This window comes from Croceibacterium sp. TMG7-5b_MA50, from assembly GCF_039830145.1.
Classification (GTDB): domain Bacteria; phylum Pseudomonadota; class Alphaproteobacteria; order Sphingomonadales; family Sphingomonadaceae; genus Croceibacterium.
In genome coordinates this window covers 2,684,420-2,709,919 of sequence record NZ_CP156082.1, presented here as the reverse complement: position 1 = coordinate 2,709,919, position 25,500 = coordinate 2,684,420, and the positions used below count along the sequence as shown (strand labels likewise).

The 25,500-nt window shown below is 67.9% G+C and carries 23 protein-coding genes and 1 tRNA gene; 12 read left to right on the top strand and 12 right to left on the bottom strand.

Features of this window, described 5'->3' with window-relative positions:
* The first annotated feature begins 53 nt into the window (after positions 1–53).
* Positions 54–1,583: a family 43 glycosylhydrolase gene (locus tag V5740_RS12655; protein WP_347304528.1), complete on the top strand. Its 1,530-nt coding sequence runs from the start codon at positions 54–56 to the stop codon at positions 1,581–1,583.
* A 22-nt stretch (positions 1,584–1,605) separates the two neighbouring features.
* Here V5740_RS12655 and V5740_RS12650 read toward each other — a convergent pair whose 3' ends face one another.
* A complete protein-coding gene (locus V5740_RS12650; protein ID WP_347302831.1) occupies positions 1,606–1,839 on the bottom strand; it encodes a DUF3072 domain-containing protein in 234 nt (77 codons plus the stop codon).
* A 116-nt stretch (positions 1,840–1,955) separates the two neighbouring features.
* Between V5740_RS12650 and V5740_RS12645 the strand changes: the two genes are divergently transcribed.
* Entirely contained in the window at positions 1,956–3,002 is a 1,047-nt protein-coding gene (locus V5740_RS12645; protein ID WP_347302830.1) for a DUF3667 domain-containing protein, read from the top strand.
* Here the strand turns inward: V5740_RS12645 and V5740_RS12640 are convergent.
* Positions 2,999–3,502 (bottom strand): MmcB family DNA repair protein, encoded by a 504-nt coding sequence (locus tag V5740_RS12640; RefSeq protein ID WP_347302829.1) that lies wholly within the window; start codon positions 3,500–3,502, stop codon positions 2,999–3,001. The genes V5740_RS12645 and V5740_RS12640 overlap by 4 nt on opposite strands.
* A 93-nt stretch (positions 3,503–3,595) precedes the next feature.
* Between V5740_RS12640 and V5740_RS12635 the strand changes: the two genes are divergently transcribed.
* Positions 3,596–3,672, top strand: a tRNA-Arg gene (locus V5740_RS12635).
* Here the strand turns inward: V5740_RS12635 and V5740_RS12630 are convergent.
* Positions 3,643–4,836, bottom strand: coding sequence for a glycosyltransferase family A protein (locus tag V5740_RS12630; protein WP_347302828.1), 1,194 nt, complete (start codon positions 4,834–4,836; stop codon positions 3,643–3,645). The genes V5740_RS12635 and V5740_RS12630 overlap by 30 nt on opposite strands.
* 248 nt (positions 4,837–5,084) lie before the next feature.
* Here V5740_RS12630 and V5740_RS12625 point away from each other — a divergent pair, with 248 nt between their 5' ends.
* The gene (locus tag V5740_RS12625) at positions 5,085–5,582 is read left to right on the top strand and encodes a DUF2141 domain-containing protein (RefSeq protein ID WP_347302827.1); all 498 of its coding nucleotides are present in this window, start codon (positions 5,085–5,087) and stop codon (positions 5,580–5,582) included.
* A 28-nt stretch (positions 5,583–5,610) separates the two neighbouring features.
* Here the strand turns inward: V5740_RS12625 and V5740_RS12620 are convergent, their stop codons facing one another.
* The 5 genes from V5740_RS12620 to V5740_RS12600 all read right to left on the bottom strand — a co-directional run bounded on the left by V5740_RS12620 (position 5,611) and on the right by V5740_RS12600 (position 10,099).
* Complete coding sequence (locus V5740_RS12620; RefSeq protein ID WP_347302826.1) at positions 5,611–6,321, bottom strand: DUF1013 domain-containing protein; 711 nt, start codon at positions 6,319–6,321, stop codon at positions 5,611–5,613.
* Between the two features lie 95 nt (positions 6,322–6,416).
* Positions 6,417–7,457: a glycosyltransferase family 1 protein gene (locus tag V5740_RS12615; protein WP_347302825.1), complete on the bottom strand. Its 1,041-nt coding sequence runs from the start codon at positions 7,455–7,457 to the stop codon at positions 6,417–6,419.
* A 12-nt stretch (positions 7,458–7,469) separates the two neighbouring features.
* On the bottom strand, positions 7,470–8,309 hold the full coding sequence (locus tag V5740_RS12610) for a UDP-2,3-diacylglucosamine diphosphatase (RefSeq protein WP_347304527.1): 840 nt from the start codon (positions 8,307–8,309) through the stop codon (positions 7,470–7,472).
* Between the two features lie 165 nt (positions 8,310–8,474).
* On the bottom strand, positions 8,475–9,101 hold the full coding sequence (locus V5740_RS12605) for a glutathione S-transferase C-terminal domain-containing protein (RefSeq protein WP_347302824.1): 627 nt from the start codon (positions 9,099–9,101) through the stop codon (positions 8,475–8,477).
* The gene (locus V5740_RS12600; RefSeq protein ID WP_347304526.1) at positions 9,098–10,099 is read right to left on the bottom strand and encodes an NAD(P)H-quinone oxidoreductase; all 1,002 of its coding nucleotides are present in this window, start codon (positions 10,097–10,099) and stop codon (positions 9,098–9,100) included. Before V5740_RS12600 ends, V5740_RS12605 begins: the two co-directional genes overlap by 4 nt.
* A 113-nt stretch (positions 10,100–10,212) precedes the next feature.
* Between V5740_RS12600 and V5740_RS12595 the strand changes: the two genes are divergently transcribed.
* Both V5740_RS12595 and clpA read left to right on the top strand, forming a co-directional pair.
* A complete protein-coding gene (locus V5740_RS12595) occupies positions 10,213–10,431 on the top strand; it encodes a DUF1192 domain-containing protein (RefSeq protein ID WP_347302823.1) in 219 nt (72 codons plus the stop codon).
* Positions 10,432–10,623: 192 nt separating this feature from the next.
* Complete coding sequence (gene clpA / locus V5740_RS12590) at positions 10,624–12,984, top strand: ATP-dependent Clp protease ATP-binding subunit ClpA (protein ID WP_347302822.1); 2,361 nt, start codon at positions 10,624–10,626, stop codon at positions 12,982–12,984.
* A 46-nt stretch (positions 12,985–13,030) separates the two neighbouring features.
* Here clpA and V5740_RS12585 read toward each other — a convergent pair whose 3' ends face one another.
* Both V5740_RS12585 and V5740_RS12580 read right to left on the bottom strand, forming a co-directional pair.
* The gene (locus tag V5740_RS12585; RefSeq protein WP_347302821.1) at positions 13,031–13,810 is read right to left on the bottom strand and encodes an SDR family oxidoreductase; all 780 of its coding nucleotides are present in this window, start codon (positions 13,808–13,810) and stop codon (positions 13,031–13,033) included.
* Positions 13,811–13,956: 146 nt separating this feature from the next.
* Positions 13,957–14,898 carry an L-threonylcarbamoyladenylate synthase gene (locus V5740_RS12580; protein ID WP_347302820.1) on the bottom strand — a complete coding sequence of 314 codons (942 nt, stop codon included), beginning with the start codon at positions 14,896–14,898 and terminating at the stop codon, positions 13,957–13,959.
* Between the two features lie 26 nt (positions 14,899–14,924).
* Here V5740_RS12580 and V5740_RS12575 point away from each other — a divergent pair, with 26 nt between their 5' ends.
* On the top strand, positions 14,925–15,737 hold the full coding sequence (locus tag V5740_RS12575; protein ID WP_347302819.1) for an ATP-binding protein: 813 nt from the start codon (positions 14,925–14,927) through the stop codon (positions 15,735–15,737).
* A 154-nt stretch (positions 15,738–15,891) separates the two neighbouring features.
* Here the strand turns inward: V5740_RS12575 and V5740_RS12570 are convergent, their stop codons facing one another.
* Positions 15,892–19,125, bottom strand: a complete 3,234-nt coding sequence (locus V5740_RS12570; RefSeq protein WP_347302818.1) for a TonB-dependent receptor — start codon at positions 19,123–19,125, stop codon at positions 15,892–15,894.
* Between the two features lie 140 nt (positions 19,126–19,265).
* Here V5740_RS12570 and V5740_RS12565 point away from each other — a divergent pair, with 140 nt between their 5' ends.
* On the top strand, positions 19,266–20,291 hold the full coding sequence (locus tag V5740_RS12565; RefSeq protein ID WP_347302817.1) for a LacI family DNA-binding transcriptional regulator: 1,026 nt from the start codon (positions 19,266–19,268) through the stop codon (positions 20,289–20,291).
* A gap of 4 nt (positions 20,292–20,295) precedes the next feature.
* Here the strand turns inward: V5740_RS12565 and V5740_RS12560 are convergent, their stop codons facing one another.
* Positions 20,296–21,777, bottom strand: coding sequence for a sorbosone dehydrogenase family protein (locus V5740_RS12560; protein WP_347302816.1), 1,482 nt, complete (start codon positions 21,775–21,777; stop codon positions 20,296–20,298).
* A 62-nt stretch (positions 21,778–21,839) separates the two neighbouring features.
* On the opposite strand from V5740_RS12560, the gene V5740_RS12555 reads away from it, so the two are divergent.
* The 4 genes from V5740_RS12555 to rhaT all read left to right on the top strand — a co-directional run bounded on the left by V5740_RS12555 (position 21,840) and on the right by rhaT (position 25,491).
* Positions 21,840–22,331, top strand: coding sequence for a GAF domain-containing protein (locus V5740_RS12555; RefSeq protein ID WP_347302815.1), 492 nt, complete (start codon positions 21,840–21,842; stop codon positions 22,329–22,331).
* 123 nt (positions 22,332–22,454) lie between these two features.
* On the top strand, positions 22,455–23,105 hold the full coding sequence (locus V5740_RS12550; RefSeq protein WP_347302814.1) for an SRPBCC family protein: 651 nt from the start codon (positions 22,455–22,457) through the stop codon (positions 23,103–23,105).
* On the top strand, positions 23,105–24,292 hold the full coding sequence (locus V5740_RS12545) for a zinc-dependent alcohol dehydrogenase (protein WP_347302813.1): 1,188 nt from the start codon (positions 23,105–23,107) through the stop codon (positions 24,290–24,292). The genes V5740_RS12550 and V5740_RS12545 overlap by 1 nt, the downstream gene beginning before the upstream one ends.
* A gap of 113 nt (positions 24,293–24,405) precedes the next feature.
* The gene (gene rhaT / locus V5740_RS12540; RefSeq protein ID WP_347302812.1) at positions 24,406–25,491 is read left to right on the top strand and encodes an L-rhamnose/proton symporter RhaT; all 1,086 of its coding nucleotides are present in this window, start codon (positions 24,406–24,408) and stop codon (positions 25,489–25,491) included.
* Positions 25,492–25,500: the final 9 nt, after the last annotated feature.

Below are 25,500 nucleotides of genomic sequence, written 5' to 3'. Positions count from 1 at the left end.
TCGCCGGCACCGCAGCCGCCGGCCTTGCGACACTGATCCCGGGTGGCGGCGCGATGGCGCAGACCGCATCCCCCGCCCCGTCGTCAAAGGCTTACCGGCGCGGCTTCGACAATCAACGCGTGTCCGATCTTGGTAACGGTACCTTCCTCAACCCGCTGATTTCCGGCGATCGGCCTGATCCGGCGATCCTGAAGGATGGGGAGGATTACTACATGACCTTCTCCACCTTCGACGCCTATCCCGGCCTCACCATCTGGCATTCGCGCGATCTGGTGAACTGGCGCCCGCTGAAGGCGGCGCTCACCCGCAATATCGGTTCGGTCTGGGCACCATCGCTGCACAAGGATAACGGCCGCTACTACCTGTTCATTCCGGTCAAGGCGGAACCGAACGACACCTTCGTCACCTGGGCCGAGAACATCGAGGGGCCGTGGAGCGACCCCGTGCCGCTCGGCCTGCCGAACCATATCGACCCGTGCCATGCGGTGGGGGAGGACGGCAGCCGCTGGCTGTTCCTGTCCGGCGGGGACCGTGTGCGCCTGGCTGACGACAACCTCTCGCTCGCCGGCCCGGTGGAGCATGTCTACGACCCCTGGCGCTATCCGTCCGACTGGGTGGTGGAAGGCTTCGCCCCGGAAGGGCCCAAGATCCATCGGATCGGCGACTGGTTCTACATGCTGACGGCGGTGGGCGGCACCGCCGGGCCGCCGACCGGCCACATGGTGATCGCGGCCCGGTCGCGATCCATCAACGGGCCATGGGAACACCATCCGCGCAACCCGCTGGTGCGCACCACCAGCGCGGAGGAGGCGTGGTGGTCACGCGGTCATGCCAGTCTGGTGCAGGCACCCGATGACAGCTGGTGGTCCGTCTATCACGGGTTCGAGAACGGGTTCTGGACATTGGGCCGGCAGTGCCTGATGGATCCGGTCCGCTTCACCGACGATGGCTGGTTCGACATGACCGGCGGCGACCTGTCGCAGCCGATCACCAAGCCAGGCGGCGGAGCCGCGCAGCCGCATGGCATGGCGCTGTCGGACGATTTCTCCCAGCCGCTCGTGCTGGGCAGCAAGTGGGCCTTCTTCCGCCCATCTGCCGACGAGGCCAGCCGCATCCGGGTGGCGGATGGCACGCTGCACCTGGCTGGCAAGGGGGAGGCACCGTCCAGCGGGTCGCCGCTGCTGCTGACGGCGGGCGATACCCGCTACACCTTCGAATGCGATATCGAGGTTGCGCCCGGTGGTCGGGCAGGCCTGATCCTGTTCTATGACGACAAGCTTTATGCCGGGCTAGGCTTTGACGAGCAGCGGTTCGTCACCCACCAATACGGGATCGAGCGTGGACGCCCGGCCAATCCGCACGGGCGGCGCATGCGGCTGCGCGTAACCAACGACGCCCACATCATCACGTTCGATACCAGCGGCGATGGCGGGCAGACCTGGCACCGGTTCGACCGCGGCATGGAGGTGTCGGGCTACCACCACAATGTGCGCGGCGGCTTCCTGATGCTGCGGCCCGGCCTCTACGCCGCCGGGCCGGGAGAGGCGCGGTTCCGCAATTTCCGCTTCACCGCGCTGGACTGAGGACCTCAGCCGGGCGTGGCCGTTACTGGCCGCGCCCGGTCTTCTCCTGCAGCGCATCGATCCGCTTCGATGCCTCCGCCTTGGTCAGTTCGGTGTCGTACTGCCCTTCGTCGCCCGCTTCCTCGCTCAACGTCTTGAGATAGCTGGCCTGCGCGCCGGTCATTGGCTCGTCACCGGTGGTCCAGGTGTCCGGATCCTTCTCCGCATTGGAGACCGGGTGCGACTTCGGGTTCTCGTCAGGCTTTTCTGCAATCACGGCATGATGCTCCTTTGTCGACATCAACGCCGACATGTGCACCCTGTTCCGCCTCTGTTCCGCTCGACAGGGCACCGCCCGGCGGTATCATGCGGTTGCAGCCAGGGGGTTGGGGCATGAGCGAAGTCTTGCAGGCGGCCATACCGGCCGGCGGATTGGTGGCGGAGCCTTCCGCTCCGGTGACATCGGACGGGCACACGGCGGAACATGCCTGCCTCAATTGTGGGACCGCGCTGATCGGCAGCCATTGCCATGCCTGCGGCCAACAGGCGCATGTCCATCGTACAGCGGGCGCCTTCCTGCATGACCTGCTGCACGGGGCACTGCATTTTGAAGGACGGACCTTCGCCACGCTGCCGCTGCTGCTACGCCGGCCGGGGCAACTGACTCGCCGCTACATCGAAGGGGAACGGGCGCGCTTCGTCTCCCCGATGGGCCTGTTCCTGTTCACCATCTTCATCATGTTCGCGGTGTTCCAGATCATCGGCCTCAGCCCGCCGGCCGACATTGGTCTCCCGGACGATGCGGTGGCGCAGATGAAGCAGGTACAAAGCCAGGCGGAAGCGGATCGGACCAGGGTCACGCGCGACCTTGCCGCCCTGCCCGCCGGTGATCCGCAGCGTCCACAATTGCAGGGGCAGTTGGACGAACTGAACGGCCGCATCACCGCCATGGAGGCGGCACGCACCGGGCCGGACACGATCGAAGGGCTGGAGGAGGTCCACACCGGCTGGAAGCGGCTGGACAAGGGCATCGCCAAGGCACGCCGGAATCCTGGCCTCGCCCTCTACAAGCTGCAATCGAACAGCTACAAGTTCAGCTGGCTGTTGATCCCCCTATCGATCCCGTTCGTGGCGCTGCTGTTCCTGTGGCGGCCGCGTTACGGCATGTATGACCACGCGGTGTTCGTCACCTACTCGCTGTCGTTCATGTCACTGCTATTTATGGTGCTGACCGTGCTTGGCATCGCTGGCGTGACGCTCGACTGGCTGTTCGTGGCAGGTTCGGTAATCCCGGTGTGGCACATCGCAACGCAGCTGCGCCATGCCTATGGCCTGTCGCGCGGCTCCGCCCTGTGGCGCACGCTGGCGCTGTGCGTGTTCATCCAGGTCATCATTGCCCTGTTCGTATCGTTGCTGCTGGTGCTGGGGCTGATGGGCTAAGAACCGAAGGCCGCACATTCGGGATCGAGCGCCACGACCTGCCTTCTCAGCGCGGCACGCGCCAGCCGCTCCACCTCGACCCGCCGGCGGGCGGCGTTCAGCGGATGGCTGGGGGCAGGGCGCACGATTTCCGCATCGTAGCCGTCGGCAACGATGATGCCGCAGCAATCAGGCCGGTAATCGGCGCCTTCCAGCACGGACCGGTCCAGTTCCGGCGGCAGGCCCCAATAGAAGCGGTCGCAGAAGTCCAGGTAATCGGGCCACTTGCCATCACCCAGCAGATCGCTGCGGGCGGTCTTGATCTCCACGATCACGATCCGCCCTTGCGCATCCACCCCCATCAGGTCCGCCCGACGGCCGTTGCGCAGCGGCATTTCGGCCAGCACCCAGATATCGTTGCGGGCGAACAGCCGGCAGATGCCCCGCGTCACCGCGCGCGATCGACGCTCCGCATCGTTCTGCAGGGCCCCGGCAGCGAACAAGGCAAGGGAATCAACCATGCCCCTTGCTGGAACGCATGGAGAACAACGTCAAGCCCTGCACGATTGCGTTTGACCCCGCTGCCACTGCCGATGTAGGGGCACGGCCACCCAGCACCCGTAGCTCAGCTGGATAGAGTACTGCCCTCCGAAGGCAGGGGTCACAGGTTCGAATCCTGTCGGGTGCGCCACTCACTTTCCACTGGATCCGGCGACGCGGCAATCGCGTCCTCGACCGCCTCGTCTTCTGCCAGCGGGCCCTGTAGGGTATCCAGCGGCGCGGGGTAGAGCGGCGATCCCGGTCGTGCCTGCCGCCCGTCCGGCAGGATGCCGGGCAAGGGATCGCATTCAGCGAAATGCCACGACCGGGGCGACAGCCGTGCATGGCTGCCCCAGCTGTGCCCCAGGCGCGCCAGCGCGCGTTTCGCACCAAAGCGCAGCCGTTCCGCGGCGAAGCCCACCGCGGCGGAGCGGTCGTCGCTCCACAATTGCCGCGCCGCCCGCGCGGCGTTGCGCCAATCGCCAGAGCGCGCCATTGCGATCGCTGCCGCGCGGTTCGCCGCCACCAGCGCGAACTGCGCCTGCCGCCCGTCCAGCTGCGCCAGATGGACGAAGCGTTCGACCACTGCGATGTGACCCAATGCCATGCGCGTCTGGTCGGCCGACATCTGCGCGGCATGCAGGCGGTACCCCACCAGGTATTCCGGTACATATTCCAGCTTGTAGCGCATCAGCAGACGCAGCTGGAAATCGAAATCCTCGCTACCGCCGATCCCCGCCTCCGCATAGGATGGGTCGAATCCGTCCACCGCCAACGCCGCCTCCCGCAAGACCAGCAGGCTGGACCCATTTCCGACATGGTTGACGAGCAGGTGATCGAAGAAGAACGATCCCCGCTTCCCCGCGCCGTAGCCGCTGGCCAGCACGCGATCACCGTCATCCACCATGCGGAACAGGGCATAGCAGCCCACCCAGCCGTCATCGTCCGCATGGCTGCGCAGCGCTGCCATCTGCTTCTCGATCTTGGTCGGATGCCATAGATCGTCGGCATCCAGATAGGCGACATAGGTGCCGCGCGCCGCCTCCGTCCCGCGGTTGCGTGCACGCGCGACGCCGCCATTGGGGAAGGAGCGAACGGTCACCCGCGGCTCGCGCGCGGCGATCGCCTCCGCCAGGGCGAGCGTGTCGTCGGTCGATCCGTCATCGACGACCAACACGTCCAGCGCCGGCCAGGTCTGCGCCAGCGCGCTGGCGACCGACCGCGCGAGGTAACGCGCCATGTTCCACGCGGGAATCACCACCGTCACATGCGGCAGCGGACCCGGCCAGTGCGTGAAACGAATTTGCGGGTCCACTGGGCCTTCCCTATCTAAGGCGAACATTTCGCCGCGGGGCACGGCCCCCGGAGTGGAAGGTGTAGTGCGTCTGCCCCGATCTGCCCATCTGGAGAATGCACGATTAAGCACGAGTTCACTGCCCCTGCGGCAATCGCGCCACCATCACTTGTCTCCGACCGTTAGGGACGCGGGGATTTGTGGCCGGCACGTACCTGATGCCCTCGCCTTATCTGCCCAACAGTTTACGGAACCTTGCGTTGTCTGCCATGAATACTCTCCGCCCGATCGTCGCCACCTTGGCAGGGATCGGCCTGCTGGCCGGAACGGCGACGCCCGCCGCCGCCCAGTTCCGCAACGAATTGCGACACAACACCGCCTATTGCCGGGCAGGTGCCGGACCGGCGGTGAACATCACGGTATCAGGCGTTAAGTCAGGTGGCGGCACCCTGCGGGTGCAGCTCTATCGGGGCATCCGGGCCGACTGGCTGGAGAGCGGGCGCTGGGTCAACCGGATCGAGCTGCCTGCGCGCGCCGGCACGATGCAGGTCTGCATGCCGGTGCCGGTCGCGGGTACCTATGCCATCGCGATCCGGCACGACATCAACAATAACGGCAAGACCGACCTGACCACGGATGGCGGGGGCATGAGCAACAACCCGTCCATCAACATCTTCAACCTTGGCCGGCCGAGCTATACCCGCACCGCCTTCCCGGTCGCCGCGGGTGAGGTCAAGGCGATCACCATCACCATGAAGTACATGTAGCCCAGGCGGACCGGCGGGGCGGGGCGGATCAGGCCTCGCCCGCCTCCGCGGCGCGGCGCGCCTCCAGCCATGCCTCGGCCTCGGCCTCCTGCGCCGCTTCCGAGGCGGCGCGGGCGGCAGCATCACGTTCCGCCCGCAATTCCTCGATCAGCAGGGCGCGGTCATCGCGCTGCGCGACCACCGGCTCGGCCCCATCATCGGCGAGGTCTTCCTGAGGAAGGTTCTTGCCCGCCTTCGCCACCGCAGCGTCCAACTCCCGCTGGGAGCACAGGCCCAGCGTCACGGGGTCCTTGGGCTGGATGTTGGAGATGTTCCAGTGGCTGCGATCACGGATCGCGCCGATGGTCGTGCGGGTCGTGCCGATCAGCTTGCCGATCTGGGCGTCGCTGATCTCCGGGTGGTTGCGGATGATCCAGGCGATGCCGTCCGGCTTGTCCTGCCGCTTCGACACAGGCGTGTAGCGCGGCCCCTTCGTGCGGCTGACATCCACCGGCGCGCGGTGCATCTTCAGGCGGTAGGCCGGATCGGCTTGACCCGCCTCGATCTCCGCATGGGTCAGTTCGCCAGAATGGACCGGATCGCGGCCGGTATACTTGGTGCTGGTCAGGTCATCCGCCATGGCCTGCACCTCCAGGATGTGCAGCCCGCAGAACTCGGCGATCTGCTCGAACGACAGCGCGGTGTTGTCGACCAGCCAGCTGGCGGTCGCATGAGGCATCAGAGGGGTGGGCTGGGCCATTTCGGCTCTCCGGCTCGATAAAGAAAGGGCCGCCCCATCGCGGAGCGGCCGTCACCGGAGAGATGTAGGCGCTTTCAGGCGCGGCGGCAAGATAATCAGGCGAAGGCCGCCCCGGTCACGGCCGCACGGCCGGTGCCGACCGGCTCCAGCGCGCGCAGAAACTGGTCGGCGCTGGCTGCCCAGCTGAAGGACCGGCCATGCCCCAGGCAGGCATCGCGGTCGCGCGTCAGGGCGGCGGCGATCGCATCCTCCAGCTGGTCGGCCATGGCGCCGCTCGCCTCGTTCAGGACGTCCAGCGGACCGGCCACGGGATATGCGGCGACGGGCGTGCCGCAGGCCAGCGCCTCGATCATCACCAGCCCGAATGTGTCGGTCCGGCTGGGAAACACCAGCACGTCCGCGCCGGCATAACAGGCCGCCAGCGCCGCCCCGCTCTGCCGGCCCAGGAAATGCGCGGCTGGAAACTGCGCCTGCAGGCGGGCCAGCGCCGGCCCGTCGCCCACCACCACCTTGCTGCCGGGATGGCCATTGGCCAGGAACGCCTCCACGTTCTTTTCCGGCGCCACCCGCCCGACATACAGCTGGATCGGGCGCGGCAGGTCGAAGAACAGGTCCGGCGGGGCGACGTCCGGAGAGAAGCAGGCGAGATCGACGCCGCGGCTCCACGGCCGGACCCGCGCCAGTCCCTGTTCCTGCAACTGCTGGCGGATCGTGTCGGTCGCCACCATGATGCCGGCGGCCGGCCGGTGGAACCGGCGGATCATTGGCCAGAACAGCCGTGCGTCCATGCCGGTGCGCCGGGCGAGATATTCCGGAAACTGCGTGTGGTACGCGGTGGTGAAGGCGCGCCCGCCCCGCAGCGCCCAATGCCGGGCCGCCCAGCCGAGCGGTCCCTCGGTACTGATATGCAGCGCATCGGGCCGGATCTCGTTCAGCAAGCAGTCGACGCGGCGCTGAGGTGCCAGCGCCAGGCGGATCTCCGGATAGGTCGGGCAGGGCACGGACCGGAACAGATCGGGCGAGACGATGCCGACCTCGTGTCCGGCGACACGCAGTTGCGCGGTGACCGCCGCCAACGTGCGGACCACGCCGTTGACCTGCGGCGCCCAGGCATCGGTGACCATTGCGATCCGCATGGCCGCAGGGCCTTAAGCGGCGCGCAACTGGGTGACGCTGGCGCTTGCCTCGATGTTGCGGCGGCGCTCCATCTCGTCGGCCCAGTGCAGGATCTCCATGCGGCCATCGGCATGTTCCACCAGCGCGTTGCAGCCTTCGACCCAGTCGCCGTCGTTCCAGTATTCAACACCGTCGATGGTGCGGAACTCGGCCGTATGGATATGGCCGCAGACCACCCCGTCGACGCCCCGGTCGCGTGCGGCGCGCGCCACCACCTCCTCGTACCGGCTGATGAATTCGACGGCGTTCTTGACCTTGTGCTTGGCCATCTTGCTGAGCGACCAGTACGGCATGCCCAGCCGCCGACGAACCGCGTTGGTCCACCGGTTCAGCTCCATCATCAGGCCGTAAAGCGTGTCACCCACGAAGGCGAGCCAGCGATGCGCCAGCATCACCGCGTCGAATTCGTCGCCATGCGTCACCAGCAGGCGGCGGCCATCGGCGGTGGTGTGGAACGCGGCACGTTTGATTTCCACCCCGCCGAAATTCATGCCGGTGAACTGGCGGAACATCTCGTCGTGGTTGCCGGGAATATAGACGACGCGGGTACCGCGGCGGGCGCGGGCAAGGATGCGGCGCACGACCTCGTTATGCGCGGCCGGCCAGAAGAACTTCTTCTTCAGCCGCCAGCCGTCGATGATGTCACCGACCAGGAACAGCGTGTCGCTGTCGGTCCGGTCCAGGAAGTCGAGCAGCATGGTCGCGTTGCAGCCGCGGGTGCCCAGGTGCACATCGCTGATCCAGATGGTGCGATAACGCCGCCGCTCCCCCGGGCTCGTGGGTTCGGGCAGCGCCGGTTCCGCCGCCAGCATCGCGGGGATCAGGTCCCCGATCGGGCTGTTGCCCACCTCCCGCTCCAGATAGCCGCCGAACATACGCCTGCCCCTTGCTGCCCTGCAGGGCCCGCCAATGGCACGCGCATGTGACACGCTGCGGCAAGTTCGTGGACAGTCCCGCGACTGTATGACGTTTGTCGGTCAGGCTTCCATCGGCACGTAACCCGGCATCGCCGCCACCCGTGCCAGCCAGTCCTGCACAGCCGGGTAGTCGGCCAGCATGAAATCCGCCTCGTCCGCCAGGTGCGTATAGGCGTAAAGCACGAGGTCGGCCAATGTCGGCCCATCGCCCACGAACCAGTCGCGGCCGGTCAGATGCCGGTCCATCAGCGCCAGCGCCGCCTGCCCCGCGGCGTGCTTGCCGGGTATGGCGGCACGCTGTGCGTCCGATAGCGCACATTCGCCCACATAGCGGCGCCAGAAGCGCAGCGTCGCCACGTTGGGTTCGTGGCTGTACTGTTCCCAGAACATCCATCGCAGCACCTCCGCCTGCATGAAGCGGTCGGCCGGGATCAGCGCGCTGCCAGTTGCCAGCCACCAGCAGGCGGCATTGCTTTCAGGCAGGAAGCGCCAGGCGCCTTCAGCCCCGACCTGCAGCACGGGAATGCGGCCGTCTGGGTTGATGCCGGCCAGGAACGCCGGCGTGCGCGTCTCGCCCTTGCGGATGTCGTAGGCGACCCGCTCGATCGGCTGTCCGGTCAACGCCGCTGTGAGGCGAATCTTGTAGCAATTGCCGCTGACCGGATCCTCATGCAGGATGGGCGTCACGACGTCCCCTCCGGCGCCATGTTGAGCACGATCTTGCCGACATGGTCCCCCGCCTCCATCCGGCGGTGCGCGGCCGCCGCCTGAGCCAGCGGGAAGCCCTCGTCCATGACCGGGCGCAAGGCTCCATCCACCACGAACGGCCATACCTGCTGCAGCACATCGGCGACCAGCGCCGCCTTGAAGGCGACCGGCCGGGCGCGCAGGGTGGAGCCGGTCAGGGTATGGCGCTTCACCATCACCTTGGCCATGTTCACCTCCACCTTGGCGCCGCCCAGCGTCGCGATCGTCACCAGGCGGCCGTCTGGTGCCATGCAGTCGAGATTGCGCTGGGTGTAGCTGCCGGCCACCATATCCAGCACCACGTCCACACCCTCGCCATCGGTCAGTTCCAGCACCCGCTCAGCAAAGTCGGCCGTGCGGTAGTTGATCGCGTGGTCGGCCCCGATCTCCAGCGCGGCGGCGCATTTGTCGTCGCTGCCACAGGTCGTGAAGACCTCCATGCCTTTCAGCGCACCCAGCATGATCGCCGTCGTGCCAATGCCGCTGGTGCCGCCATGCACGAGCAACCGCTGACCAGGCTGCGCAGCCCCCCGCTGCCATACATTGTGCCACACCGTCAGCACCGTTTCCGGCAGAGCGGCCGCCTCCGCCAGGGACAGGCCGGCCGGCACCGGCAGGCACAGCCCGGCGTCGGCCGCCGCATATTCGGCATAGCCGCCGCCCGGCAGCAGCGCGCAGACCACCTGCCCCAGCAGAGCGGGGTCGGCGCCCTCGCCCAAGGCGACGACCGTGCCGGCGATCTCCAGCCCCGGTATCTCGGAAGCGCCCGGCGGCGGCGGATAGTTGCCCTGCCGCTGCAGCACGTCCGGGCGGTTCACCCCGGCATGCGCCACCCGGATCAGCACCTCGCAAACGCCCGGCACCGGCACCGGCGCATCGGTTGGCACCAGGGCCTCGGGCGCGCCGCCGGCCGCAGCGTCGATGGTGATGGCGATCATCTTTTCAGGTACTTGGCTGGTCACGGCGCGCATCTTTCTTACGAAACAATCCTGTGCGTGTAGGGGATTCGGACCATTGACAGCAAGCGGGCGGGCGGTGATGCTGCGCTGCAATGGACGATGACCGCCCTCTGTCGCGCGGCCCCAGCCATCCCCTGGGGCATGCCGGCCAACTGGCCGGGGAGCCGCTCGACAGCTACTCCCAGCACGAGTTGACTGACCGTATCGCCGCGCTGGAGGCGGAGATCGCCCGCGTGAAGGCGCATGCCGCGCGCTCGGCCGATCACCGGCGACTGGCCGACTCGATCTTCAGTCCAAGGTCAGGCGACTGATGGGGCGCGGCCCCGCCCCGCACCCCCTTCCAGCGGCGCGAACGCGCACCATATTCCATCATGTTGAGAACGCCGCCGCGCGCAAAGGCGAGTGCGCGAGCGGCCGCGAGGTCCCCCTCGCCGGGTATTCACGCCCGCCTCATCCCTATCGCCGACCTTCGGACCGCACCCCCGCACGAAAGCACCCCTTCTATGCCTAGTTTCGCCCAGAACCTCGAAAAGACGCTGCATGCCGCGTTGCAGAACGCGACGGAGCGCAGCCATGAATACGCCACGCTGGAGCATCTGCTGCTGGCGCTGGTGAACGATCCCGAGGCATCGGAGGTGATGCGCGCCTGCGGCGTCGAGCTTGACGAACTGAGCAACGTGGTGCGCCAGTACCTGGACCAGGAATATCAGAGCCTGAAGACGCAGGACGATGCCGACCCGCAGCCGACCGCCGGCTTCCAGCGGGTGATCCAGCGCGCGATCCTGCATGTCCAGTCCAGCGGCAAGGACACGGTGACCGGCGCCAACGTGCTGGTGGCGCTGTTCTCCGAACGCGACAGCTACGCCGTCTACTTCCTGCAGCAGCAGGACATGAGCCGGCTGGATGCGGTCAGCTTCATCAGCCACGGCATCGGCAAGGGCGGCAAGCCCGTCGACGGCCGCACGCCGACCGGCAGCGGGCAGGAGCGGGAGGCGAAGAACGAGGAGAAGCCGGACAAGAACAAGAAAGAATCCGCGCTCGACCAGTTCACCGTCAACCTCAACAAGAAGGCGCTGGATGGCAAGGTCGATCCGCTGATCGGCCGCGGGCCGGAGGTGGACCGGACGATCCAGATCCTGTGCCGCCGGTCCAAGAACAACCCGCTCTACGTGGGTGATCCTGGCGTGGGCAAGACCGCCATCGCGGAAGGTCTCGCGCGCAAGATCGTGGAGGGCGAGGTGCCCGAGGTGCTGGAGGATGCGGTCATCTACAGCCTCGACATGGGCGCGCTGCTGGCCGGCACGCGGTATCGCGGCGATTTCGAGGAACGGCTGAAGCAGGTCGTGTCGGAGCTGGAGAAGATGCCCGAGGCGGTGCTGTTCATTGATGAAATACACACGGTGATCGGCGCCGGCGCGACCAGTGGTGGGGCGATGGACGCCAGCAATCTGCTGAAGCCGGCGCTGTCCAGCGGAGCGATCCGGTGCATCGGTTCGACGACTTATAAAGAGTTCCGCAACCACTTCGAGAAGGACCGGGCGCTGTTGCGGCGGTTCCAGAAGATCGATGTGAACGAGCCGAGCGTGGAGGATACGATCAAGATCCTGCGCGGGCTGCGGAGCGCGTTCGAGGAGCACCACAAGGTCAAGTACACGCCCGATGCGATCAAGACGGCGGTGGAGATGAGCGCGCGCTACATCAACGACCGCAAGCTGCCGGACAAGGCGATCGACGTGATCGACGAGGTTGGCGCGATGCAGATGCTGGTGCCGCCCAGCCGCCGCCGGCGCACGATCACCGCGAAGGAGATCGAGAAGGTCATCGCCACCATGGCGCGGATCCCGGCCAAGTCCGTCAGCAAGGACGATAAGGCCGTGCTCGCCAGCCTGGAGAAGGACCTTAAGCGGGTCGTGTTCGGGCAGGACAAGGCGATCGACGTGCTCGCCACCGCCATGAAGCTGAGCCGTGCGGGCCTGCGCGATGCGGACAAGCCGATCGGCAGCTTCCTGTTTTCCGGCCCGACCGGCGTCGGCAAGACGGAGGTGGCCAAGCAGCTCGCCAACATCATGGGCATCGAGCTGAAGCGGTTCGACATGTCCGAATATATGGAGCGGCATTCGGTCAGCCGGCTGATCGGCGCCCCTCCGGGCTATGTCGGATACGACCAGGGCGGCCTCTTGACCGATGCCATCGACCAGCATCCGCATTGCGTGCTGCTGCTGGACGAGATCGAGAAGGCGCACCCTGACCTGTTCAACATCCTGCTGCAGGTAATGGATAATGGCCGGCTGACCGATCACCACGGCAAGACCGTCGATTTCCGCAACGTGGTGCTGATCATGACCACCAATGCGGGCGCGGCGGACGCGGCCAAGCAGGGGATCGGCTTCGGCTCCGGCACCCGCGTCGAGGCGGCGGAAGAGGCGGTGAAGAAGATGTTCGCGCCTGAGTTCCGCAACCGGCTGGATGCGATCGTGCCGTTCGATTACCTGGAGCGGGAGACCGTCAGCCGGGTGGTCGACAAGTACATCCTGCAGCTGGAGCTGCAGCTGACCGACCAGAACGTGCACATCCAGTTCGACACCGATGCGCGCGAATGGCTGGCCAAGAACGGGTACGACAAGCTGATGGGCGCCCGCCCGATGGCTCGCCTGATCCAGGACAAGGTCAAGCAGCCGCTGGCGGAGGAGCTGCTGTTCGGCAAGCTGGCCGGTGGCGGCGAGGTCCATGTCAGCCTGAAGGACGACAAGCTGCAATTCCAGCTGACCCCGGCCGCGCCGGGTGCGGCGAAGCCCGGCCGCAAGAAGCGCCGGGGTGCCGCCTCCGCCGCGGAGGAGCCGGGCCTGGAAGCCGGCGAGGAGTGATGGCGAATGGCGGCCCCGGACACGTTCCGGGGCCGCCAGACGCATGTCATCCGGGTGCGGCCGCGGAGCCGGCCAGCAATCCGCCATCCACGTTGATTTCCGTGCCGGTGAGATAGGTCGCCTCATTCCCGGCGAGCATCGCCGCGATCGCGGCGACCTCCTCCGGCTGGCCGAAGCGCCGCAAGGGCGTGTCGGCAACCAGCGCCTGCATCCGCTCGGCCCGGTCCGGTCCATCCCCCAGCATCGGTTCCCACATCGGCGTGAGGATGGCGGCGGGATGGATCGAGTTGCAGCGGATGCGCCATCCCTGCTGCGCGCAATACAGCGCCACCGTCTTGCTGTGATTGCGAATCGCCGCTTTGGACGAGGCATAGGCCGCCGCGCCGGGAATGCCGACGAGGCCGGAGCGGGACGAAATGTTGATGATCGACCCGGTCCCCGCCGCCTTCATCGCCCCGATCGCATAGCGACAGCCGAGGAAGGTGCCGTCGAGATTGACGCGGTGGACCGCCTGCCAATCGGCCAGGCTGGCATGTTCGGGGTCGTGCAACGCGCCCCCACTCCCGAACCCGGTCACGCCGGCATTGTTCACCACCACATCGGCGACGGGAGCGATTCGGGCGAGCCGCGCCCAGGCGGCTTCGTCGCCGACGTCGAGCGGTTCGAACCGGCAGCCGATCCGGGCGGCGGAGGCCCGGCCGGCGGTCTCGTCGATATCGGTGAGGATGACGGCGGCGCCGTCAGCATGGAAGCGGGCGGCGATGGCAAGGCCGATGCCGCGCGCGGCGCCGGTGACGACGCAAATCTTGTTCTGCAATGTGGGCATGATGATCCCGTATCAGGAGTGCGATCAGGCGGTTCGTTCCGCCGTCGGTGCCTGTTTCCGCATCAGCGGTGACGCTGGATCATCTCAACACACTCCTGAACCCGGCGCAGCATAGCGCGGGCCGCCGGTCCGGCAAGGCCACCCTGTCAGCCGGCGGCGGCCCGCCGCAGCCGGTCGTTGATGGCGGCGCCGATTCCTTCTGCCGGGATCGGCGCCGCTGCAACCCTGGGCTGCGGTGCGGCGGCGGCGGCGTGGAGGGCGGCGTAGAGGTTGGCGGCGGCCTCCGCCAGGTCGCCGCTGGCGGACAGGGTGATGGCGCCGGCGACCGGGCCGAAGCCAATCAGGTATTCGTCCCGCCGGGCCGTGACCGCATCGAGACGGAGCGGCTTGCCGGGCGAATAATGGCTGGCGAGCTGGCCGGGCGCCTCGATCCGCTGGTCCGCCACCGGGACCGGTGGACCGAGCAGGGCGGCGAGCGCATCCTGCGTCACCGGGCCATGGCGCAGCACCTGCCAGTGCCCTTCCGCCCGCAATGCGATGATGGTCGATTCCACGCCCTGATCGCATGGCCCGCCATCCAGGATCGCCGCCACCCGGTCGCCCAGCGATGCGGCGACATGCGCGGCGCTGGTCGGACTGACGCCGCCGCTGCGATTGGCGGACGGGGCGGCGAGCGGCAGGCTGCTTTCCCGCAGCACCGCGCGCATCAACGGGTGCGCCGGGCAGCGCAGCGCGATGGTCGGCAGTCCGGCAGTCACCGCGGGGGCGACGTCTGCGCCGGGGCGCAGCGGCAGGACCAGCGTCAGCGCGCCGGGCCAGAACGCGGCCGTGACCGCCTCTGCCCGGTCGTCGAGCACCGCCAGCGCGCGCGCGGCGGCAAGGTCGGGCACATGCACGATCAGCGGGTTGAACTCCGGCCGACCCTTCGCCCGGTAGATCGCCGCCACCGCTTGCGGCTGGTCGGCCCGCGCGGCGAGGCCATAGACCGTCTCCGTCGGGAGGGCGACCGGCGTGCCCGCGCACAGCAACGCCGCTGCCTGCGCGATGCCGGTGGTATCAGGTGCAAGCAGCTGCGGCTTGTCGCTCATGGGGGGAGCCTATAGGCGACGGCGCGATGAAGCACACCCTGAAGCGCATCGCCGCCGCGCTGGAGCGGCTGGCCCCGCCGCCGCCCGCGGCCGCCGACTGGCTGGACGCACCCGCCTATGTCTGGACGGGCGCCGGCGCACGGGCCGTGCCACAGATCGTCGCCCCGCCGCTGAACCTGCTGCAGGGGATCGACAAGCAGAAGGCGGCGGCGGCGGAGAATGTGCGGCGCCATGCCGCCGGCCTGCCCGCGCACGACATGCTGTTGTGGGGTGCGCGCGGCATGGGCAAATCCGCGCTGGTCCGCGCCAGCGTCGCCACCGCGCAAGGCGCGCACGGCGACACGCTGGCGCTGGTGCAGGTGGGGGCGGACGCCCTCGCCACCCTGGCCGACCTATTCGCCGCGCTGGCGGTGGTGGAGCGCCGCTTCGTCGTGTTCATCGACGATCTCGGCTTCGCCGACGGCGACAGCGACGGGCCACGACGGTTGCGGTCGTGGCTGGATGGCGGGGTCGAAGCGCGGCCCGCCAATGTGCGGCTGGCGGTGACCAGCAACCGTCGCGCTGTGGTGGCGCGCCACCTGGACGAGCAGGACGACCCGCTGAACCCGCGCGACGTGGTGGATGACCAGCTGGCGCTGGCCGACCGGTTCGGCCTGTCGCTGGGCTTCCACGCCTGCAACCAGGACGATTACCTCGCCATGGTGGCGGGCTACGCCGAGGCGCAGGGCCTGGACTGGGACCGGGGCGAGGCGCTGGAATGGTCCAAGCGCCGGGGCGCCCGGTCGGGACGGGTCGCGATGCACTTCGTCACGGAACTGGCGGGTCGGCAGGGGGCGTAGGCATCCTGGTCCTGCCCATCGCAGATGGGGAGGAGGCCACCCGCGCAGCGAATGGTGAAGAGGCATGCGCGACCTTGCGGGCGCCGCGCCCCTCCCCTCCACCAGCCTGCGGCTGGTCCCCCTCCCCATGCTGCGCATGGGGAGGATATTCAGCTTACAGCCGGCCGCGAATGCCGAGCAGGAACGTCGTGCCCGGCTTGTATTCGTTGTAGGTCGCGTTCGGAAACTGGAAGTAGCTCGACAGCGGTTCGTTGGTGATGTTGATGACGTTCACCGTCACGGTGGGCAGGTTGTCGCGGCCCAGGATATCGGCGAGGTCGATATTGCCGGAAAAGTCGAGCTGGCCGAAATCGCGCCCGAAGATCGCCGCGTCGGTGATGCCGTTCTGGTTGGGGTTCGATCCTTGCGACCCTTCGTTGAAGGTATAGGTCAGCCGCGCGGACAGGCCGTTCCCCTCGTAATAGCCGGTCGCGGTATAGGTCGTCGGCGCGACGCCCAGCGCCACCGCCGGCGCGCCGGTGCCCTGCCCGTCCTGGTCGATGATCGTCAGGTTGCCTTGGAAGCCGAAGCCGGTGATTCCGGCCCATTCGGTCGCGAAATCGAGCGGCTGGGTCAGCTGGAATTCCAGCCCGTTCACGATCAGCTTGCCGTCCGAATTGACCTGCTGCGTGATGACGATCGGGATGTTTTCCGGCGCAACGCCCGGTGCCCGCTGCGTCAGCGCCAATTGCTGCTGCTGCGTCAGCGTGCCGAAGGTGATGCCATACGGCGCCAGGAAGGACAGCGGCACCTCGCTGTTCTGGTTGACGGTGAAGCCGGTGATCGACTTGCGGAAGGCGGCGACCGCGATCACGCCCTCCCCACCGGTGTAGTATTCGAAGCCCAGGTCGATGTTGTCGGACAGGTACGGGTCCAGCGCGCCGTTGCCGACCGTGCCGATGTCGGCGGAGGGCGAAGTGAAGTTCGCGCCGGGCAGCAACTGGTTGGGATCGGGCCGGGTCAGGGAGCGGGAGACGGAGGCGCGCAGCACCGCCTCGTCCCCGAAGGAGAGCGCCGCGCTGAGCGACGGCAGCCAGTTGGTGTAGCGGCGATCGGAATCAAGGAACGTCACCACCGTGGGGTAGCATGAGCCGTCCAGCGTGAAGGCGGGGCTGGCGCCCGGACACACCAGCGGCCCGCGGATGTTGCGCGGATCGGTGCCGGTGATGCGGCCGCTGACCTCCTGATCGGTGCGGACGTAGCGGACGCCGCCGTTCAGCCGCAGCGTCTTGTTGTCGTCGATATCGAAGATACCGTTCCCTTCGACGAACAGGCCCAGCACCTTTTCGCGGATCAGGCCGCCGGCTGCGCCGCTGCTGCCCGCGCCCGTCTCCGATGCGCCGGCCAGCAGCTCGTCGTAATTGGTGTCGGCCTTGAACCGGTTCCAGTCGACGGTGATGAAGCCGTTGTCGCCCGGCCGCAGGTAACCGGGCACAGCCGCTGTGGGGATGGCGGAGCCGTTCCATTGCAGCGGGGCGAAGCCCGCGGAATAGGCGGTGCCATAGGCGGGGTAGGACGGGTAGCCGGGCGCGATCGGCGTGCCGGGCACCTGCGTGCCCACGACATTGGCGCCGTCGCACGGCGGCTGCCGGTTGGGGCCGGGCAGGTCGATGCTGGGGCCGTTGCCGCAGATCAGGTTCTGCCATGGCGGCGTGTTGTCGAACGGGCGGATGCGGCGCTGCACGTCGTCATAGGCGCCGCCGGTGCGCACGCTGAAGCGCGTCTCGTCCCCGAACAGCAGGCTGCCGCGCACGCCCTTGGTGCGGGTGAAGCGTTCCTCCCCATTCAGGTTCACGCGCCCGCCGCCGGCCCAGCCGAAGCGGGCGGGATCGTTCAGGTCGATGTTCGATTCCACCTGCGGGATGCCGCCATCATTGGTGTAGTCGACGACGATGCCGCTGCCCGCGGGGGTGATGACCAGCACGGTGGGGCTTTCGCGGCGGAAATTGCTTTCCGTCCAGTTCAGCTGGAAGTCGCCCTTGATCCAGTCGTTCACCTGGAAATCGAGGCCGGGATTGATGCCCCAGAAGTCGACCTCGTCCAGGTAGGGGCGGTATTCCAGGAAGAACTGCGCATTGGCGAAGGTGCCGCCGGTGACCACGCAGCCGGCATTGCAATCGTCGCGGTCGTAGGTAGTGTTGAGCGGGATCACCGCGCCGTTGCGGCCGACCCAGTTCATCGACCCCCGCTCGAACTCCGTCTTGCGTTCGGAATACAGGCCGTCGAGGTAGAAGTGCAGCGCATCGCTGGGGCGCCATTCCAGGCTGCCGATGGCATTGTAGCGCTGGCGGTAGCCTTCCTCGAACCGGGGGCGGCTGAGGCGCGGGATGATGCCGTTGTCGAGCTGCGCGATATTGGCGCCGGGATTGTTCGCCAGCAGGAATGCCTCATCGATCACCGTGCCGGTGGTCAGGCCCGCGCCGGCATTGGCGGGCACGGTGGCGGGGATCGTGTAATTGCCGCCGCCGGTGTTGTTGCGCGTGGCGCCGGTGCGCTGGGCGGCGGACAGGTTGGCGTTGGTCCAGCCGATCGTCTCGTACCCTTCGACCTGGAACTGGTTGCGCACCGCGGTGCCGCCCAGCAGGATGCCGAAATCGCCGAATGTCGCGCTGCCGATGGCGTAGGCGCGGTAGCCCCACTTGTCCGCCTGGCTGTTCTTGGACCCTTGCAGACCGTAGCTGACATAGGGGCGCGGATTGTCGAACGGCCGGGCGGAGCGCAGGTTCACCGTGCCCGCTGCGCCGCCTTCCACCTGGCTGGCGAGGGGGGATTTGCTGACGGTCAGCTGGGTGAACAGCTCCGTCGGCAGCAGGTCCAGATCGACCTCGCGATTGGTGCTCTGCGCGTCGAACCGGACGGAGGCGACCGCCACGGGAGCGCCGTTCAGCAGCACGCGGGTGAAATTGGTGCCGAGGCCGCGGATGGCGACGCTGGTCCCCTCGCCCGTCACCTCGCGCGCGATGGTGACGCCGGGGATGCGGTTCACCGATTCGGCGATGTTGGTGTCGGGGAACTTGCCGATATCTTCCGCGAAGATGGTGTCGGTGAAGCCGATCGAGTCGCGCTTCGCCGCGGTCTGGCTTTCAAGGCTGGCGCGGAAGCCGGTGACGACGATCTCGTTATTGCCGGTGGCGGACGGGTCGGCCGGCGGGCCGGCGGCATCGTCGATCTGCGTCGGCGCGGTCTGGCCGGCGCCGCGTGCCGCCTCGGGCTGCGGCGGCACCTGCGTGGTGCTGCTGGCGGAGGCGGACGGGGCGGGCGCGGTCTGCGCGAAGGCGGGCCAGGCGGCGCCGGCCAGCAGGGTGGCGACAAGGGCGGCAGCCCGGCTCACGATGGGCGTGGTGTGCATGATACCTCTCCTGGGCGCCGACTTTGTTGGTAGCCGGTCACTGTTCGTGTTAGCGTGAACATCGACGGCATGCAATCACCTTGGCGACACTTCCGCCCAAGCGCACTGGTTGCTACGCGTCAGGGACGAAGGGGAGCGGGATGGACGAGGTGAAAAGCGTGCGCAGCGCTACCATGCAGGATGTCGCCCAGCTTGCCGGCGTGTCGCACATGACGGTCAGCCGGGTGGTGAACGGCTACCGCTCCGTCAAGCCGGAGACGCGCCGGGCGGTGGAGCAGGCGATGGCAACGCTGAACTTCACCCCCAACGCGCTGGCGCGGGCGCTGACCGCGGGAGAGCCGCCGCGCATCGCGCTGCTGCACCGCCATCCCAATCCCGGCACGCTGGGCGAATTGCTGCTGCACCTGCTGGACCGGTCGGCCGAAACCTACGCCAACCTGGTGGTGCGGCAGATTCCCTCGCCGGCGCAGGACGGCGCGGTGGCGGAGGAGCTGGTCGCGCGCGGGGTGCGCGGCGTGCTGCTGGCGCCGCCGCTGGCGGACGATCCGGCGCTGGTCGCATTACTGCGCGCGCAGGGCATGGCCATCGTCGCAATCGGATCGATGCGACACGACCCGACCATCACCTCCGTCGGGATCGACGATCATGCCGCCGCCGGGGCGATGACGCGGCACCTGCTGGAACTGGGTCATCGGCGCATCGGCTTCATCACCGGCCATCCCGACCATGCCAGCAGCAAGCTGCGGCTGGAGGGTTTCCGTGAAGCGATGGCGGAGGCCGGCGCGGAAGCGGCGATCGTGGCGGACGGCCGTTACACCTACCAGTCCGGACTGGCCGCGGCGGAAACCCTGCTGGAAGCGGCCACGCCGCCCAGCGCGGTGTTCGCCAGCAATGACGACATGGCCGCCGCGACGCTGGCCGTGGCGCACCGGCTGGGCCTGGATGTGCCGGGCGAGCTGTCGGTCGCGGGGTTCGACGACAACGTGCTCGCCACCGCAGTCTGGCCGGCGCTGACCACCGTGCGCTCGCCCACCCGCGACCTGACACGGCACGCCTTCGCCCTGCTGCTGCAGGAGATCGCCGGCACCGGGCCGGACACGCCCGCGCCGCACGCCATCCTGCCGTTCGAGCTGGTGCAGCGCGAGTCGGTCGCGCCGCGCCGCTGACGGCCTACATCGTCGGCTGGATGTCGGCCGGCGGGTTCTCGAACGCGCGGCGCGGATCGCCGGTCAGTTCGCGCACCGGCGGCAGCGAGGCGTTGCGCAAACGCTGAGCCGCGGGCGCCGGCGGCGCGTTCGGCGCGATGACGCGCCAGATGATGTTGGCGGTATCGTCGCTGACCAGCAGGCCGCCCGTCCGGTCCCACGTCACCCAGGTGGGCCGGCCGCGGGTCGTGTCCTGATCGGCCAGGAACGGCTGCAGCACCGGCTGCGGCTTGCCCACGGGATTGCCGCGATCATCGAACGCCACATAAACCACGTCATAGCCGACCAGCGGCTTGCGGTTCCATGAGCCGTGGCGGGCGATAAAGGCGCCGTGGCTGAAGCGCGGCCCCATGCGCGCGCCTTCCTGCGTGAAGGCGAGGCCGAGCGCCGCGACGTGCGGCCCCAGCGCGTATTCGGGCGTGCGGGTATATTCGGTCAGGTATTGCGGCATGGGCGCCTTCACCCGCTCGTCGATCACCTCGTCCCAATAGACCCAGGGCCAGCCGTAATTGGCCCCGACCGGCACGTTGGTGAGGTAGTCGGGCACAAGGTCGCTGCCGAGCATATCCCGCTCGTTCACGGTGGTCCACAATTCCCCGCTCCACGGGTTCCAGTCGAGCCCATTGGCGTTGCGCAGGCCCGCGGCGTAGATGCGCGTCTGCCCGTTCTGCAGGTTGAGTTCGTGAATGGCGGCGCGGCCTTCCTCGATCTCCATGCCCTTTTCGCCAATATTGGAGGCGGAGCCGACCGTGACGTAGAGGCGCGTGCCGTCATCGTTCAGGACGATGTTGCGCATCCAGTGATTGCCGCCGCCCGGCAGGGACATCAGCTTCACCGGCTCCCCCGTGACGACATCCTGCCCCAGCTGGTAGTCGTAGCGGAGCACGGCATCGGTGTTGGCGACGTAGAGGTGGCCGTCGCGCCAGACCATGCCGCCCGGGCTGTTGAGGTCGTCGCGCAGCAGGTGGCGTTCCTCCGCCATGCCGTTGGCATCAGCATCGCGCAGCAGCACCAGCGAATTGGGCGACGGCACCGCGGCGCCGGCGCGGCGGAACAGCAGGCCCTGCACCCAGCCGGTGACCCGTTCGATCAGCCCCGGCGATTCCTCCGCCGCCGGATCGTTTTCCGGGCGGTTGGCCTGCGCCACCAGCACGTCGCCATTGGGCAGGGTGTAGAGGATGCGCGGGTGGTCCAGCCCTTCGGCGAAGCGGTTGACGACGAGGCCCGGCGCGGGCGTCGGCGCGGCATTGCCGTCCCAGCCGATCGGCTTGGCGACGCCGACCGTGGGGAAGGTCTGCGCGTCGGGTTGCGCGATCACCGGATCGGTGCCGGTCACCTGATCCAGCGGCAGTTCGGCGCGATCGCCGCGCGTCAGCCACCAGGCGAGGGCGCCCAGCAGCAGGATGACGATCAGGACGGCGAGGCCGATCTTCGTGCGAGTTCTCATGCCCGCATGAATAGGCGGCGCGCCACTTTCCGGCAATGGGATCAGCGCCTAGATGCACGGCCATGTTCGACTATGCCATCGCCCACCCCGCCGGATCGCCCGCCTTCCATGCCGAATTGCAGGAGGCGGCCGATGCGCTGACCGCGGGCGAGCCCGATCCGGTCGCCAACATGGCCAATCTAGCCGCCCTGATCTGGCAATTGGTGCCGGACCTGAACTGGGCGGGCTTCTACCGCCGGCAAGGCGACACGCTGGTGCTGGGACCGTTCTGCGGCCGGCCCGCCTGCATCCGCATCCCGCTGGGCCGGGGCGTGTGCGGGGCCGCCGCCGGGACGGGCGAGAGCCAGTTGGTGGACGATGTCCATGCCTTCCCCGGGCACATCGCCTGCGACGCCGCCAGCCGCAGCGAGCTGGTGGTGCCGGTGCTGCATGACGGGGTGGTGATCGCCGTGATCGATCTCGACAGCCCGACACCCGCACGCTTCACCGACGGCGACCGGCAGGGGTTCGAGGCGCTGGCGGCGTTGATCGCGGCGCGCATCGCCGAGGGGTGAGGGCCAGCGCCCGTCAGGATGTGCTAATGTAACAAGTGTTTAAGCCATATCAGGTCGGGAACCTCCCACCCGGCCCGGTCCTTCCCCTGCCAACACCCACCCGCAAGCACGAGGAGGCGCAGCGTGGCAGGACAGGATGAAGGATTGGCGACATTGGGCAAGGCGGCCGCGGTCGGCCTGGCCCTTGGCACCGCCGCGCTGGGCTATCTGGCGACCCGGCGCAGCAGCGGCAATGATGGCGACGACGCGCCCGGCTATTCCGCGCGGCGGACCGGCAGCGATGTAGCCGGACGCACCGTGACGATCCGCAAGGGGCGGCAGGAGCTCTACGACTTCTGGCGGAACTTCCCCAACTTGGTGGGCGTGATGGAGAACGTCACTGCCATCCAGGTGAGGGGCGAGCGCACCGTGTGGACGATCCGGGCACCCGGTGGCGGGACCGTGGAGGTCGAGACCGAGGTGACCGAGGATCGGGCGGGCGAGGTGATCGCCTGGCGGTCCGTCGAAGGATCGCAGATCACCACACATGGCCGCGTTACCTTCGCCGATGCGCCGGGGGAACGCGGTACGCGGGTGACGCTGGTGATCGATTATGCGCCCCCGCTGGGCGAACTCGGCCGCATGGTGGCAAAGATCGCCGGGCGCGAGCCGGCGGTGCAGGCTCGCCACGACCTGAAGCGGTTGAAGATGTTCATGGAAACCGGCGAGATCGCCACCAGCGCGCGGCGCAAGGACCAGACGCGCGCCGCCAAGATGGAAGAGGAGGCCGCCTGATGCGCGCACTGACCTGGCACGGCACGCATGACGTGCGCGTGGACTCCGTACCCGATCCCGAGATCGTCAATCCGCGCGATGCGATCATCAAGGTGACGAGCACCGCCATCTGCGGATCGGACCTGCACCTGTATGACGGCGTGATCCCGTCGCTGCAGCCGGGCGACATCCTGGGCCACGAATTCATGGGCGAGGTGGTGGAGACCGGATCCGCCAGCACCCTGAAGAAGGGGCAGCGCGTGGTGGTGCCCTTCACCATCTCGTGCGGCGGCTGCTTCCACTGCAAGGTGCAGCAATATTCCGCCTGCGAGAACAGCAACCCGGCCGAAAAGCAGGACATGTCCGAAACCCTGTACGGCCAGCCGATGGCCGGGCTGTTCGGCTATTCCCACCTGACCGGCGGATATTCGGGCGGACAGGCGGAATATGTCCGCGTGCCGTTCAGCGATGTCGGCCCGGTGGTCGTGCCCGACCACCTGGACGATGACACCGTGCTGTTCCTGTCGGACATCCTGCCGACGGGGTGGATGGCGGCGGACAATGCCGACATCCAGCCCGACGACACCGTGGCGGTATGGGGCTGCGGGCCGGTCGGCCTGTTCGCCATCCAGTCGGCCATCGTGATGGGCGCGGCGCAGGTGATCGCCATCGACCATTACCCACACCGGCTGGAACTGGCGCGCAAGCTGGGCGCCACCACCATCAACTTTCGCGAAACGGATGTGCGCGCCGCATTGATGGAGATGAGCGGCGGGATCGGCGTCGACGTGGTGATCGATGCCGTCGGCATGGAGGCGCATGGCTTTGCCATCGACAACATGCTGGACGTCGTGAAGCAGAAGGTCGGCTTCGGCGCGGACCGGGCATCCGCGCTGAAGCAGGCGCTGCTGTCCGTCCGGTTCGGCGGCAAGGTGTCGATCCCCGGCGTCTATGGCGGGATGACCGACAAGTTCCCGCTGGGCGCCATGATGGAAAAGGGCGTGCAGCTGCGCACCGGGCAGACCCATGTGCAGAAATACACCGGCAAGCTGCTGAAGATGATCGAGGAGGGCAAGCTCGACACCACCTTCCTCATCAGCCACCGCCTGCCGCTGGAACAGGCGCCCGACGGCTACAAGCACTTCAAGGAGGAGCAGGACACCTGGACCAAGGTGGTGCTGAAGCCGGGAATGCAGCCCGCCACCTGATGGCCGAGGCCGATTGACGGCCCGATTTTCACGAATTAGACCCCCGTTCCAGAATATGGAACGGGGGTCCCGTGCGTGGGTGCCACTCGTCTGACACGAGAGGTACGACACGCATGAATCCGCTTGTTGGCGTCATCTACCACTGGCTGGGCGGCTTCGCCTCGGCCACCTTCTACGTGCCCTATCGCGGTATCCGGCAATGGAGCTGGGAGATCTTCTGGCTGACGGGCGGGCTGTTCTCCTGGCTGATCGCCCCGTGGCTGTTCGCCGGGCTGATGACCGAAGACCTGCTGGGCGTGATCGCGGCGACGCCCGATCGCACCGCGATGCTGTGCGTCCTGTTCGGCCTGCTGTGGGGCTTCGGCGGGCTGACCTATGGCCTGACCATGCGCTATCTGGGCCTGTCGTTGGGCATGGCCGTGGTGCTGGGCCTTTCCACCGTGTTCGGCACGCTGATCCCGCCGATCGTGGAAGGCGACTTCGCCAGCACGCTGCTGGGTACCGCCAGCGGGCGCATCGTGCTGCTGGGCCTGCTGGTCACGCTGGCGGGCATTATCACCGTGGCGGTGGCCGGCGCGCGCAAGGACAGCTCGCTTTCCGCTGAGCAGAAAGCGGCGGCGATTGCGGAGTTCAACTTCCGCAAGGGGCTGGCCGTGGCGATCTTCTCCGGCATCATGTCGTCCTGCTTCGCCTTCGGCCTCGCCGCGGGGGAGCCGGTGCGCGTGCTGTCGGCACAGGCCGGCACGGGGCCGCTGTGGGTCGGGCTGCCGGTATTGTGCCTGGTGATGTTCGGCGGGCTGGTGACGAATGCGGTCTGGTGCGCGCACCTGATCCGCCGCAACCGTTCCGCCGCGCAGTGGGTGGGGGCAAGCGCCGGGACCACCGGCACGGGTACCGCAGGCGTGCTGCCCGGCCGTCCGCCGCTGCTGCGCAACTACCTGCTGGCGGCGCTGGGCGGCACGCTGTGGTACTTCCAGTTCTTCTTCTACACCATGGGCGAGAGCCAGATGGGGGCGCTCGGCTTCTCCAGCTGGACGCTGCACATGGCATCGATCATCATCTTCGGCACGCTGTGGGGCTTCGCCTTCCGCGAATGGAAGGACGCCGCGCCGGGTGTGCGCGCGCTGGTCTGGACGGGCGTCGGCCTGCTGGTGCTGGCGACGGTGATCATCGGCTACGGCAACAGCCTGGCGCAGTAGAACCGGCAG